This window comes from Streptomyces sp. NPDC034111 (assembly GCF_055575375.1).
In genome coordinates, this window is the sequence record NZ_JBVIST010000004.1 from 116191 (window position 1) to 129828 (window position 13638).

Below are 13638 nucleotides of genomic sequence, written 5' to 3' on the forward strand. Positions count from 1 at the left end.
GGCGTTCCCGGCCAGGCCTCACCCCTGCACCTGGCCCAGCCAGTACAGCGTCCGCCGCAGCTCCTCCGGGAAGGGGTGGTGCGGGCCGTGGAGGCGTTCGGCGTCGTGGAGGAGGCGGGAGAGGGCTTCCTGGGCGGCGCCGCGTTCGCCCTGGGCCAGGAGGAGGTGGCCTATGGAGCGGCGGATTTCGAGGGGGCGTACGGGGTCGTCGGCGTAGTGCTCGAAGTACGGGAGCAGGGCGCGGTACTCCTCCAGGGCCTGGGTGACCTCGCCGAGCTGTTCCAGGCACTGGGCGGCCTCGTAGTGGAACTGGAGCGCCTGGCGGGTGGCGCCGGCGCCGGATTCCTTGCCGAACTCCTCGGCCAGCAGGCGCAGTTCGGGCAGCGCGCGGCGGTACTGGCCGTCGTCCATGAGGGTGGCGGCGTACTGCTTGCGCAGGGAGCGGACGACCGGGGAGTGGGGGCCGTGCCGTTCGGCGGCGGCCGGCAGGATGCCGCCGAGGATGTCCACGGCGTGGGTGATCCGGCCCTGGTCGAGCAGGCTCTTGACCTCGTCGACGGCGGCCGCGACATCCGGGCCGGTGGCTGCGGGTGCACCGGCCTCGGGGGGCGGGGTGAGCGGGTTGGCCGCGGAGGTCCAGGCGCCGGGGCGGGAGGTCGTCGGGGGTGCTGCGGCGGAGAGGGAAGAGGTGCGGGGGTCCGCGGGTGGATGGGCGGGAGAGCGCGGGGGGCTGCCGGGCGTGGGGGCCGAGGCCGGTGCGGAGGGCGGGGTGGGGGCGGGGGTGCCGGTGGAGCGGGCCGGCCAGGGGGCGTGCGGCCGGCGGAAGGGGCGGGTGGGGTCCATGGGGGCGAGCGGGGCGGGAGGGGACTGTGCGGCCTGCGGCCCGAGGGTGGCGGCGGGCAGCAGGGGGGCCAGCGCCTGGTAGACCTCCTGGGCGTCGGCCGGGCGGGCCTGGGGGTCCTTGCGGAGGAGGTGGAGGACGAGGGCTTCGAGGGCCTCGGGCACGTCGGGGCGCAGTTTGCGCACCGGGACGGGCTCTTCGTGCAGGTGGCGGTGGAGCACGCCCAGGGCCGTGGAGCCGGCGAAGGGGACCTCGCCGCTGAGGAGTTCGTGCAGCAGCACGCCGAGGGCGTAGAGGTCGGTGTACGGGCCGACGGCGCCGCCCATCGCCTGCTCGGGCGCCATGTAGGCGGGGCTGCCGAGGGGCGAGCCGGTGTGGGTGAGGCGGGTGGTGTCGGTGTCCAGGGCGGAGGCGATGCCGAGGTCGAGGACGACCAGGGAGCCGTCCGGCCGGACCATGACGTTGCGGGGCTTGAGGTCGCGGTGGACGATCGGCACGGCGTGGACGGAGGCCAGTACGGCGCACAGCTGGGCGGCGACGGAGACCGCCCACGGCCACGGGTAGGGATCGTGCTCGGCGAGGTGGTCGGAGAGGTCGGCGCCCTCGACGTACTGCATGACCAGATAGAGGTCTTCGTCGTCGCTGCCGGCGTCGTGGACGGTGACCAGCCCGGGGTGGTCGACCTGTGCGGTGACCCGGCATTCGCGTACGAAGCGGCGGCGCATCTCCTCGCCGTCCGGGGTGCCCGCCACCCGGTCCGGGCGCAGCAGTTTGACGCCGACGCGGCGGTCCAGCCGGCGGTCGTAGCCGATCCAGACCTGGCCCATACCGCCCTGTCCGAGCAGCGCGGAGAGTTCGTAACGCCCGCCGATGACCCGGCCGTTCACCGTCCCTCCTCCTTGCGGAGGTAGTCACTGAGTTCGTCGAGCTCGGCCCGTACCCGGTCGATGCGCTGCGGCTGCGGGCGCTCCTGGGGCGGGGGCGCGGGGCGGTACGGGCCAGGCGCGGCCGGGGCCGGCTGCGGGGGCGGCAGCCGGGTCTCGGTCCGTGCGTACGGGTTGACCGGGCCGGCGCCGTACGGGCCGTACGGCTGGGTCTCCTGGGCGTGGAGGGGGAAGGGGGCGGGCGGCTGCGGGGGGCCGTACGGGGACACCGCGGTGGGCGGCGGGCCGGAGTACGGGGCCGCGCCCTGGAGGGCGGCGTACCCCGCCGTGCGCTGGGCACGGAGGTCGGCGGCGAGGTAGTAGGAGACGGCCGCCGCCGTCTGCAACAGCAGCAGCCCGACGCCTGCGTTGGTGCGCCAGTCCGTCTCGGGGTAGCTGACGATCAGCGTGCAGCTGCCGATGACCGCCGCCAGGTCGCCGCCGAGCAGCCACCAGCCCAGCGGCCCGCGCCGCACGAGCGCGGCCCGCAGTACCGGAACCCAGGCCAGCAGCCCGATGCTGAGGACCGCGGTCGCCACGAAGAGCACCCGCAGCGCGATGACCGTCCCCCGCGCCGGGGGACGGTGCGGCGGAGGGGCCTGGGCGGGGCCGTGCATTGCTGCTCCTGACGGATCGTTCGGGTCGGGCGAGACGGTGGCGTGGCGGCCGTGGGGCGGCACCCCTCGCGCGGGCGGGCGGGCGCGGCTGCGCGCACGTGCCTGCGAGCGTATATACGACGCCGAGCGTGTGTGCGCGGTTGTGCGGAAAGGGTCCGGGCAAAGTGCCGGTGCCGAGGCCGGCGCCGTCGCCCGCCCGCGGTGCCGCCCCGTCAGTCCGGGGCGACCGAACCGTCCGTCAGCCCGTCGTGCAGCCCTTGCACCAGCTGTTCGCCGAGCCGGGCGGCGAGCCGCAGCGCGCCCTCGAAGGCGGCCAGCTCGCGGAACCGCTGCCCGTAGCGGTGCTGTTCGGCCAGCGGCAGGCGGGGCAGCTGGAGGCGGCGGACGTCGAGCCGGGTGGCGGTGGAGGCGTAGCTGCTGGCCTGGCGGTTGTTGGCGGTCCCGCGCAGGAACCCGGCGAGGAACCAGGGGTCGAGGGCGGCCGGGTCGGGGCGCAGCAGGGTGAGGTTGCGGCCGAGGGCGACGCCGGCGGTGGCGTCGTCGACGACCCGGGCGATGGCGCCACCGCCGAGGACGGGGACGACCACATCGCCCGCACGCACCAGCACCGGTTCCTCGGCGGGCCCGGAGGCGGGCGCTTCGGGCAGGGTGCCCGAGGGGGCGCCGCCGCCGATGACGTCGTGGTCGGTGAGCACCGCGGGCGCTCCCTCGGCAGGCGCGGTGCCGGTGCCGCCCGCGCGCAGCACCAGGGCGCCGGAGCGGGCGAGTTCACCGACGGTGGTCAGCGGCCAGCGGGCGGTGGTGGCGGGCCCGGGGAGGGTGTCGCCGTCGGCGGGGCGCGGGGTGAGCTCGGTCGTACGGGCCAGGGTTGCGGTCAGCCGGTCGCGTACCCGGTCGAGTTCGGCGGGCCCGCCGGCCGCGGCGGGCGGCGGGAGGTGCCGGGCCGGGGCGAGGTCGACATCGTCGTCGAGCAGGTCGATGGCGGCCAGCGACCGCCGTACGCCGGGACGTTCCTCGATGCCGCCGTCGCGGTCGAAGGCCTGCCAGGCCTCGACGGCGGTGGTCCGGACGGTCCCCCAGTCGGGCTTGTCCCGGCCGGTGGCCGCGCCGGCGGCGGGGCCCGCGGTGTCGACGACGAGGAGCTGGGGCGTGGGCGGGGTGGCACCGCCGGGCTTGCGCAGCACCCACAGGTGCAGCGGGACGCCGTTGGGCGGGGCGGCGCCGGCCGGCAGTGCGATGACCGCGCGCAGCGCACCGCGGCGCAGCAGGTCGGCGCGGATCCGGCGGCCGGAGCGGCGGGAGGCGGCGGCGGGCGGCATGAGCAGTACGGCGGTGCCGCCCTCGCGCAGCCGGGCCAGCGCGTGCTGGACCCAGGCGAGTTCGGACTCCGTACGGGCCGGGAAGCCGTACTCCCAGCGGGGGTCGTAGGCGAGCTCGTCATGGCCCCAGTTGCGTTCGTTGAACGGCGGGTGGACCAGGACGGCGTCGGCGGTGAGCTGCGGGAAGGCGTCGGCGCGCAGGGTGTCGGCGGCGCGCACCCGGACCTGGGCGTCGGGGGCGGCCAGGGCGAGGCGGAGCGCGGTGAGCGCGGCGAGATCGGGGTCGGCCTCCTGGCCGTGCAGGGTCACGGGGGCGCCGGAGGGGTCGGCGCTCTCCTCCCCGGCCCGCTCCTGGGCGGCGGTCAGCAGACCGCCGGCGCCGCAGGCCGGGTCGAGGACGGTGTGCAACGGGCCTGCCAGGGAGGCCAGTTCGGCCATCAGCGCGGCGGGTCCCGGCGGGGTCAGGGTGTACTGGCGGGGGTTGGCGTCCAGGTGGCGGCCGAGCAGGAAGCCGTACGCCTCGGGGGCGCCGTCCGTGGCCGCGAGGTCGCCGGTGGCGCGTACCAGCGCGGCGGAGGGGGCCAGCGCCTCACGGGTCAGTCCGCGGACGGGGTGGCCGGCGCCGAGCCGGGCGGCGAGGACGGAGTCGAGGACGGCGGGGAGGACGCCGGTCAGTTCGGCGTCGTCGGTGGCGGCGCGCAGCTGCTGCCAGGCGGCGGGGCGGTCGCGGGCCAGCAGCAGTACGGCGCCGGCCTGGCGCAGCGCGGCAGCGGCGCCCGCCGGGTGTCCGACGAGCTGCTGCCAGACCCGTTCGCGCAGCGGCACCTCGGCGAGCTTGCCCTGGTCGCGCAGCCACTGCTCGATGTCGCGGAGGGCGAAGGCGGGGCTGGTCTCGGTGCCGCCGACGGGCTTGGGGAAGTCCGCGTGCCGGCGCCGCCAGTTGCTGACCGCGGCGCGGCCGACGCCGGCGAGCCGGGCGATGCCGGCGGCGGTCACCTCGGTCGGGCGGCCTCCCTCGGCGGCGTCCGTCGCCGTGGTGTCCGTCGCGTTGTCCGGTGCTGCGTAGTCCGGCACCTGGCTGACTCCCATCCGCGTGACCCCCGACCTCCCGTGACCCCCGACTCTGTGTCGGCAAGCATACCCATCATCGAACAACCTCCCCCTTCACAGCGTGAACAAACCATTCACAGCCCTTCATGTTGACTCGGTTCACAGCCTCTGCTCTTATTGACCCATCGCTTCATCGGAATTCGCATCGAGTGCCCGGAAGGGGCCCCTACGCATGTCTCAGCAGATGCACTACCAGCCCACCCCCCAGGGGCCGACCGGCCACGCCCACGAGGCGCCCCGCAACGGGCTCGGCATCGCCGCCCTGATCCTCGGCATCATCGGCGCGCTCAGCGGCATCCCGATGATCCTGTTCTGGCTGGCCGGGCCGCTCGGCCTGCTGGCCCTGATCTTCGGCCTGGTGGGCATGAGCCGGGTCAAGAAGGGCCGGGCCACCAACAAGGGCGTGGCGATCACCGGCACGATCCTGGGCGCCCTGTCGATCATCCTCGCGGTCGTCGGAGTCATCGTCACCGTGCTGGCGGTCAACAAGGCCGTAGACGAGGTGAACAAGGAGTTCGACAAGCAGTCGGGCAGCAGCAGCAACATCAAGGACCTCGGCGCGGGGGAGGCCGCGAAGTACAACAACGGCCTGGAGGTGACCGTCTCGAAGCCGAGCCCGTTCACCGTCGACAAGAGCACCCTGATCAGCGGCCACACCGAGGGCAACAAGGCGTACAAGGTCACCGTCACGCTCAAGAACACCGGCGACAAGGCGGCCACCAACCCGGTCATGTCGACCGACGCGGAGGCCGACGGCAAGAAGGCCGAGGAGGTCGCCGACGACAAGCACGGCATCCTCCACCACGACTGGGAGAAGACGCTCGACCCCAACGAGTCCGACAGCGTGGAGATGGTCTTCGACGCACCGCCGTCCGCCAAGGAGCTCTCCATCAAGATCACGCCGGACTTCATGCTCGACCCCGCGAACTGGAAGCTGGCCCTCTGAGCCGCCCGGCTCCCCTGCGCCCTCCCCTTCCTCCCCGACGGCCCGGCCTCGCGATCCCGCGGTGCCGGGCCGTCGGCCGTCCGCCGCCGGGAACGGGCGGCACCGCAGCGCCGTCTCACCCACTGCCGGGCCGGCACCGTGCACCGCCGGGCCGCCCGCATCGCCGGTTCGAGTATCTTTCCGGCAGTTGACAGTGAGTGAGGACCCTCATGGACACGGCCGCAGCAACGGCCGGGGGCGGACCCGGACCGATCCTGGGGGAGGGCGGCGCGACCGTGCCGCCGCCCCGGACCGCCGGCCCGGCCGCGACCACCGCGACCGCCCCCATACCCCCGGGCGACCGCGGCCCCCTGCGCCGCGCCGCCCAACGCCTTCGTGCCCGCACCGCCCCGTTGCGCGCCCCCCGATGGGACCCCTACTGGACCGCCGCGTTCTTCTTCCTCTGCTTCGCGGTGCTGGCCCTCTGCCGCTTCCGCACCATGGCGGGCTCCTCCTGGGACCTGGGCATATTCGAACAGGCCATACGGGGCTACGCGCACTTCCGGGCCCCGATCGTCGACCTCAAGGGCCCCGGCACCAACATCCTCGGCGACCACTTCAGCCCCGTCCTGATCGTGCTCGCCCCGCTCTACCGGCTCTTCCCCTCCGCGCTGACCCTGCTGATCGCCCAGGCCGCGCTGTTCGCGCTCTCCACGATCCCGGTCACCCGCGCCGCCGCCCGCTACCTGGGCCGCCTCCCGGGCCTGGCCGTCGGCCTCGCGTACGGCATGTCCTGGGGCATACAGAAGGCCGTCGACTTCGACTTCCACGAGATCGCGTTCGCGATGCCGCTGCTCGCCTTCGCACTCGAAGCGGTGCTGCGCGGGCGCTGGACCGCAGCGGTCTGCTGGGCCGCGCCGCTGGTCCTGGTCAAGGAGGACCTGGGCGCCACCGCCGCGGTCATCGGCGCACTGGCCCTGCTACGAACCCGGCGGGCCAGCCCCCTGCCCATCGCCCTGGTCGCCTTCGGCCTGACCGCCACCGCCCTCACCCTCGGCGTCCTCATACCCGCCTTCAACGGCTCCGGCTCGTACGACTACTGGAGCAAGTTCGGTGCCGACGGCGCCGGCGCCACCATCCCGCTCGACACCGCCCTGCGCACCACCCTCTGGGTACTGCTGCCCACCACCGGCCTGCTCGCCCTGCGCTCCCCCCTCCTCCTGGTCGCGCTGCCCACCCTCGGCTGGCGATTCCTCTCCCACGAGCCGCACTACTGGGGCATCGACTGGCACTACAACGCCGTCCTGATGCCGGTGGTGTTCCTCGCACTGGTCGACGCCCTGCCCCGGGCCCGCGGCTCGGCCCGCCCCTGGCTGCGCTCCTACGCCCACCACCTGCCGGCCTCCGTACTGGCCGCCGCCCTCGCCCTGAGCGCCACCCTCCCCCTGGCCCGCCTCACCGAGACCGCCACCTACCGCGTCCCGCCGGGCGTCACCACCGCCGAGAAGTGGCTCGACCGCATACCCGACGGCGCGACCGTCGAGTCCGACATCCGCCCCCTGAGCCGGCTCACCGACCGCACCCGGGTCTTCTGGACCGGCGACACGGGTGGTCTGGCCCCCGACTACGTGGCGGCCCAGCTCCGCGACGGCCGCACGCCGCGGCAGGCACTCGCCGATGCGATGGCTCGGCATCCGCGGTCGACGTATGTGGTGCTGGGTGGGGGGGCGGATGTACTTGTGCTTCGCCGAACGTCCGCTCGTTAGCCGCACGTTGTCGACTGCCCCGCCGTGGTGGTTCCTGTTTTTTCGCCTTCGGCGGAGGGGGGTGTTGGGCCGGGGGCGCCTGGTTTCGTGGTGGGGGCCGGGGGCGGTCCTCCGGGCCCTGTTGTGTGGACTGCTTCGCTTTACGTCCACACAACAGGGCCCTCCGGCCCGCCCCCTCCCGTTCGGTGAGGCGCCCCCGCCCGGTGGGGGAGGAATTCAAAAGACCAGAAGCTCGGCCGTGGCGTGCTACGGCCGAGCTTCTGGTCTTCGACAGCTCCCCGCTCCGCCTACCGACTGCGCGCGAAGTCCACGAACGCGGACCACGCGCCGGGGGCGACGGTGAGGACGGGCCCGCGACCGTCGTGCTTCGTGTCCCGGACGAGGATGCGGGGCTGGTCGTCGGCAACCTCTACGCAGTCGTTCGCTCCGCCGCCACTGTAGGAGGACTTGTGCCAGTTGGGGGTCTCGTTCACTTCGACCTCGTCAATGCCTCGTGGATTTTGTCCGTGGACGCCTCAGCCGTCAACGCACTGGCCGTGTACCGATCATAGACCCGCTGATACCTGACGACCTCGGTCATCTCCTCCGAGTAGTTGCCCGTGCGATAGCCCTCCGTGTACGCACCTCTGGTTCCATTTGGAAGGGTCAGGATCGCAACGGTTCCCATGATGTGGCCTGCACCGAACGGCAATACCTGAACGGTGACGTTGGGCTTCTCCTGCTCTTCCAACAGTCGTTCCAGTTGAGCCGTTGTCGCATGGCAGAGCGTGGCCTCATCTATAACGGCAGACATCCACGGTGGGTCCTCTCGCTCCCACACGCTCTGCCGCGCCATCCGCTGCTCAACGTAGGAGTCAATGCCTGTTGGGTCTCCGGCCTGCCCCGCCAGGAGCAGCTTGCGTGCGTAGTCGGGCGTTTGGAGTAGGCCGGGCACGATGAACCCAGCGGTGTGGATCATCTGAGCCTTCTGCTGATTTTGCAGGTACGGCTTCGCGTAGTCCTGGACTGTGCCCTGTTCCAAGATCCGCACCAGGTTCGTCAGACAGCCCCGGGGCAGCTCCAACACCGACTCCAGCTTGCCCGCCAGGTCCCTGTCCGGTGGCAATTCCCCTGTCTCCACCTGGGAGATGCGCGTCTGATTCGTGAACACCCGTTTGGCCAAGAAACGTTGGGACCATTCGCCGCCCTCCGTCTTGGCTCTGGCGCGATCGGTCCGGGCGTCCCTGACCATGTTGCCGATGTACTGCTCCAGGCCGTCGCTGGGATCAACTTCCTTGATTCTTGGCATATGCCGGTTACCCCGATCCCGGTCTCGTACTCAACTGCTGTTGACCATATCCGTATCGGAGCACTCTTATCCCGCGACAGAAGAAAGCACCAAGAGGAGAACAGTGAACATGGCTGGAGTCCGTACGGCATATGCGGCAGCTACCGACACATGCCGTCGATTTGATGCGGCCTTACGTGCCATGGGGATTGATGCGGGGCCCTCGATCGTGTCGGTCACCCGGGTGGACGGCGTCAAGGTCAACAAGATCAATCCCCCGGAGCTGTCCCTCCACCAGGCCGTCCGACTGTGCATGGTCATGGAACGGACGGCACGGCGATGAGTGGTCGAAACAGGGGCCAGGAGCCTCCCGTCGTCCTCGGCGAGCCGTACGCGGAACTCAGCCCCGACCCCGTTCCGGGCTGCCGCGAGTGTGCGGCCTGGGACAAGGAGCGCTACGAGGCACGAAAGCGCCGGCAGTTCGCTGCCGCTGTCGTAGCCAGCCAACGGATCAGGAATCACGCACGTGGGCACTGTGCCTGAGCGAAGTATGCGGTGCCCCAACGGCTCGCACGAGATCCCGCAGGTGCGCAGCTGGATGTACCGCTGTGACGAACACGGCGTCACGGTGGTGTGCCACAACACCAGCACGAGCCCCACAGCCCAACTCCAGCTGGATCGGGTCGAGCGTCAACTCGACGAGCTGGACACCGGCGAAACACCCTAGCTCCCGGCTCGGTTGAATTCACGATTGCGGCGGGTTGCGGGCCGTTCCTTCGCGACTTTGTTCGTGTTCTGAGAATCGCGCTCCGTAACCCTGCAATCCGTCGCAGGAATTCGTTGGTGAATTCAAAGACCAGAAGCTCGGCCGTAGAACGATGCGGCCGAGCTTCTGGTCTTTTGAATTCCTCCCCACCGGGCGGGGGCGCCTCACCGGGCGGGAGGGGGCGGGCCGGAGGGGCCTGTTGTGTGGACGTAAAGCGAAGCAGTCCACACAACAGGCCCCGGAGGACCGCCCCCGGCACCCCCACGAACCAGGCGCCCCCGGCCCAACACACCCCTCGCCGAAGGCGAAAGAAGAGGAACCCCCACGGCGGGCCAGCCGACAACGTGCGGGTCATCCGATTGGCGGGCCAGCCAACAACGTGCGGGTCATCCCATTGGCGGGCCAGCCGAAAACGTGCGGGTCAACTCAAGATCGTCGTGAGGAACTCGCCCACCCAGGCGAGCAGTTCGCGCCCCACCAACGGCTTGCCGCCGATCTTGCCCGTGGTGGGGCGGGGCACCAGGATCTGGCGGGTGGCCGGCTTGAGGACCGTACGGGGGTAGAGGCGCTTGAGGCGCAGTTCCTGGGATTCGCGCAACTCCACCGGGCCGAAGCGGATGTTGGCGCCCTGGAGGGTGATGTCGGAGACGCCGCAGGAGCGGGCGAGCATGCGCAGGCCGGCGACCAGGAGGAGGTTTTCGACCGGCTCGGGCAGCTTGCCGTAGCGGTCGGTGAGCTCCTCGCGGACGGCGGTGATGTCCGCTTCCGTGGCGGCCGAGGCGATCGCGCGGTAGGCCTGGAGGCGCAGGCGCTCGCCGGGGGCGTAGTCGTGCGGGACATGGGCGTCCACCGGGAGCTCGATCTTGACCTCCAGGGGCGGCTCCTCCTCGACGCCGCCTTCGAGGGAGGCGCGGTAGTCGGCGACCGCCTCGCCGACCATCCGGACGTAGAGGTCGAAGCCGACGCCGGCGATATGGCCGGACTGCTCGCCGCCGAGGAGGTTGCCCGCGCCGCGGATCTCCAGGTCCTTCATGGCGACGTACATGCCCGCGCCCATCTCGGTGTGCTGGGCGATCGTCGCGAGCCGTTCGTGCGCGGTCTCGGTGAGCGGCTTCTCCGGCGGGTAGAGGAAGTAGGCGTAGCCGCGCTCGCGGCCACGGCCGACCCGGCCGCGCAGCTGGTGGAGCTGGGAGAGGCCGAAGTTGTCGCCGCGCTCGACGATCAGGGTGTTGGCGTTGGAGATGTCGATACCGGACTCGACGATCGTCGTGGAGACCAGGACGTCGAACTTCTTCTCCCAGAAGTCGACGACGACCTGCTCCAGCTGGGACTCGCCCATCTGGCCGTGTGCGGTCTGGATGCGGGCCTCGGGGACGATCTCGCGCAGGCGGGCCGCCGCGCGGTCGATGGACTCGACGCGGTTGTGGATGTAGAAGACCTGGCCCTCGCGCAGGAGTTCACGGCGGATGGCGGCGCCGATCTGCTTCTGCTCGTAGGGGCCGACGAAGGTCAGGACCGGGTGCCGCTCCTCGGGCGGGGTGGTGATCGTCGACATCTCGCGGATGCCGGTGACCGCCATCTCCAGGGTGCGGGGGATGGGGGTGGCGGACATGGTGAGGACGTCGACGTTGGCGCGGAGCTTCTTCAGCTGTTCCTTGTGCTCGACGCCGAAGCGCTGCTCCTCGTCGACGATGACCAGGCCCAGGTCCTTGAACTTGGTCTCGGAGGAGAACAGGCGGTGGGTGCCGATGACGAGGTCGACGGAGCCCTCGCGCAGCCCTTCGAGGACGGTCTTGGCCTCGGCGTCGCTCTGAAAGCGGGAGAGCGCCCTGACGTTGACGGGGAACTGGCCGTAGCGCTCGGTGAACGTGCCGTAGTGCTGCTGGACGAGGAGCGTGGTCGGGACGAGGACGGCTACCTGCTTGCCGTCCTGGACGGCCTTGAAGGCGGCGCGGACCGCGATCTCGGTCTTGCCGTAGCCGACGTCGCCGCAGATCAGCCGGTCCATCGGGACCGACTTCTCCATGTCCTCCTTGACCTCGGCGATGGTGGTGAGCTGGTCGGGCGTCTCCGCGTACGGGAAGGCGTCCTCCAGCTCGCGCTGCCAGGGGGTGTCCGGGCCGAAGGTGTGGCCGGGGGCCGCCATCCGGGCCGAGTAGAGCTTGATGAGGTCGGCGGCGATCTCCTTGACCGCCTTCTTGGCGCGCGCCTTGGTCTTGGTCCAGTCGGCGCCGCCGAGGCGGTGCAGGGTCGGCGCCTCGCCGCCCACGTACTTGGTGACCTGCTCCAGCTGGTCGGTGGGGATGTAGAGCCGGTCGCCGGGCTGGCCGCGCTTGGCGGGGGCGTACTCGACCAGGAGGTATTCGCGGGTGGCGCCCTGGACCGTGCGCTGCACCATCTCGATGTAGCGGCCGACACCGTGCTGCTCGTGGACGATGAAGTCGCCGGCCTGGAGGGTGAGCGGGTCGATGGTCTTGCGGCGGCGGGCCGGCATACGGGCCGCGTCCTTGCCTGCCGCCTTCTGCCCGGAGAGGTCGGTCTCGGTCAGGACGGCGAGCTTGAGCGACGGGGCGAGGAAACCGTTGTCGAGGGAGCCGCAGGAGACATGGACGACGGACGGCGAGATCTCGGGGAGGTCGGCGTCCAGGCGGGCGGCGATGCCCTCACCGCTCAGGACCTCGACCGTACGGGCGGCGGGGCCGTGTGCCTCGGTGAGGAAGACCGTGCGCCAGCCGTCGGCCAGCCACTGCTTGGTGTCGGCCAGCGCGCGCTGGGTGTCGCCGCGGTAGGTCTCGGGGGCGTGCAGGCCCAGCTTGAGGGTGTCGCCGTCGGTCTCCAGGTCCTCGTCCGCGGCGAACTGGCTCACCGACCACCACATCATGCCCAGCTCACGGGCCCGGTCGCGGACGTCGGCGATGCCCCACAGCGAGGCGGCGCCCACGTCGATCGGCGCCGCTCCCCCGCCGGCACTGGCCGCCCAGGAGGCCTGGAGGAACTCCTGGCTGGTCGCCACCAGGTCGGCGGCCCGGGTCCGTACCCGCTCCGGGTCGCAGACGACGGCCATCGAGCCCTTGGGCAGCACGTCCAGCAGCAGCTCCATGTCGTCGACGAGGACCGGCGCGAGCGACTCCATGCCCTCGACGGCGATGCCCTCGGCGATCTTGCCGAGGAGTTCGCCCAGCTCCGGGTGGTGTTCGGCGAGGGCGGCGGCCCGGCTGCGCACCTGCTCGGTCAGCAGCAGTTCACGGCACGGCGGCGCCCACAGGCCGTGCTCGGCGACCTCCAGGGAGCGCTGGTCGGCGACCTTGAAGTAGCGGATCTCCTCGACGTCGTCGCCCCAGAACTCGACCCGGAGCGGATGCTCCTCGGTGGGCGGGAAGACGTCCAGGATGCCGCCGCGGACCGCGAACTCGCCGCGCTTCTCGACCAGTTCGACCCGGGCGTAGGCGGCCGCCGCCAGCCCGTCGACGACCTCTTCGAGATCGGCCGTCTCGCCGGTGCGCAGACTGACGGGCTCCAGGTCGCCCAGCCCCTTGACCTGCGGCTGGAGCACCGAGCGGATGGGCGCGACGACGACCGAGACCGGTCCTGCGGTGGGGTCGTCGGTCCGCGGGTGGGCCAGCCGGCGCAGCACCGCCAGGCGCCGGCCGACGGTGTCCGAGCGCGGGGAGAGCCGCTCGTGCGGCAGCGTCTCCCAGGCCGGGAACTCGACGACGGAGTTGTCCTCGCCGGCGGGCATGAGGCTGCGCAGCGCGGCGGCCAGGTCCTCGGCCTCCCGGCCGGTGGCGGTGACCGCCAGCACCGGGCGCTCCGACTCGCGGGCGAGCGCGGCGATCACGAAGGGGCGGGCGGCGGGCGGGCCCACCAGATCGACATGCGGACGGTGTCCGTCGGCCGCGGCCTGCACCGCTTCGGCGAGCGCCGGGTCCCGTACGACGGCGTCGAGCAGACCAGTCAGGCTCATGAAAAGGTTCCGTCCCAGCAAGCGAGGCGAACAACGCGAACAGCCCGCAACGGCACACGGGCGGGGCTGCCCACGATACGCCCGACCGCCGACAGCCTGCCGCCGGAGCAGCCGGGCCCCGGCCCGGCGGGCGCGCAGGA

10 protein-coding genes are annotated in these 13638 nt (G+C 72.0%); 4 read left to right on the top strand and 6 right to left on the bottom strand.

Annotation, left to right across the window (positions count from 1 at the left end):
- Positions 1–18 precede the first annotated feature (18 nt).
- The 3 genes from ACZ55A_RS12615 to ACZ55A_RS12625 form a co-directional block, all read right to left on the bottom strand.
- Positions 19–1728 (bottom strand): protein kinase domain-containing protein, encoded by a 1710-nt coding sequence (locus ACZ55A_RS12615; RefSeq protein ID WP_468838187.1) that lies wholly within the window; start codon positions 1726–1728, stop codon positions 19–21.
- The gene (locus ACZ55A_RS12620) at positions 1725–2381 is read right to left on the bottom strand and encodes a hypothetical protein (protein ID WP_468838190.1); all 657 of its coding nucleotides are present in this window, start codon (positions 2379–2381) and stop codon (positions 1725–1727) included. The genes ACZ55A_RS12615 and ACZ55A_RS12620 overlap by 4 nt, the downstream gene beginning before the upstream one ends.
- Before the next feature lie 212 nt (positions 2382–2593).
- Positions 2594–4774, bottom strand: coding sequence for an N-6 DNA methylase (locus tag ACZ55A_RS12625; protein ID WP_468838193.1), 2181 nt, complete (start codon positions 4772–4774; stop codon positions 2594–2596).
- Positions 4775–4982: 208 nt separating this feature from the next.
- Here ACZ55A_RS12625 and ACZ55A_RS12630 point away from each other — a divergent pair, with 208 nt between their 5' ends.
- Positions 4983–5756, top strand: a complete 774-nt coding sequence (locus ACZ55A_RS12630; RefSeq protein ID WP_468838196.1) for a DUF4190 domain-containing protein — start codon at positions 4983–4985, stop codon at positions 5754–5756.
- Between the two features lie 209 nt (positions 5757–5965).
- Positions 5966–7501, top strand: coding sequence for a DUF2079 domain-containing protein (locus ACZ55A_RS12635; protein WP_468838199.1), 1536 nt, complete (start codon positions 5966–5968; stop codon positions 7499–7501).
- Between the two features lie 287 nt (positions 7502–7788).
- Here ACZ55A_RS12635 and ACZ55A_RS12640 read toward each other — a convergent pair whose 3' ends face one another.
- Both ACZ55A_RS12640 and ACZ55A_RS12645 read right to left on the bottom strand, forming a co-directional pair.
- Positions 7789–7974: a DUF397 domain-containing protein gene (locus ACZ55A_RS12640; RefSeq protein WP_468838202.1), complete on the bottom strand. Its 186-nt coding sequence runs from the start codon at positions 7972–7974 to the stop codon at positions 7789–7791.
- Positions 7971–8789 carry a helix-turn-helix domain-containing protein gene (locus ACZ55A_RS12645; RefSeq protein ID WP_468838204.1) on the bottom strand — a complete coding sequence of 273 codons (819 nt, stop codon included), beginning with the start codon at positions 8787–8789 and terminating at the stop codon, positions 7971–7973. Before ACZ55A_RS12645 ends, ACZ55A_RS12640 begins: the two co-directional genes overlap by 4 nt.
- 181 nt (positions 8790–8970) lie before the next feature.
- Between ACZ55A_RS12645 and ACZ55A_RS12650 the strand changes: the two genes are divergently transcribed.
- Positions 8971–9111 carry a hypothetical protein gene (locus ACZ55A_RS12650; protein WP_468838207.1) on the top strand — a complete coding sequence of 47 codons (141 nt, stop codon included), beginning with the start codon at positions 8971–8973 and terminating at the stop codon, positions 9109–9111.
- Between the two features lie 183 nt (positions 9112–9294).
- Positions 9295–9495 carry a hypothetical protein gene (locus ACZ55A_RS12655; RefSeq protein WP_468838209.1) on the top strand — a complete coding sequence of 67 codons (201 nt, stop codon included), beginning with the start codon at positions 9295–9297 and terminating at the stop codon, positions 9493–9495.
- 460 nt (positions 9496–9955) lie between these two features.
- Here ACZ55A_RS12655 and mfd read toward each other — a convergent pair whose 3' ends face one another.
- Positions 9956–13498 (bottom strand): transcription-repair coupling factor, encoded by a 3543-nt coding sequence (mfd, locus tag ACZ55A_RS12660; RefSeq protein ID WP_468838212.1) that lies wholly within the window; start codon positions 13496–13498, stop codon positions 9956–9958.
- Between the last annotated feature and the right edge of the window lie 140 nt (positions 13499–13638).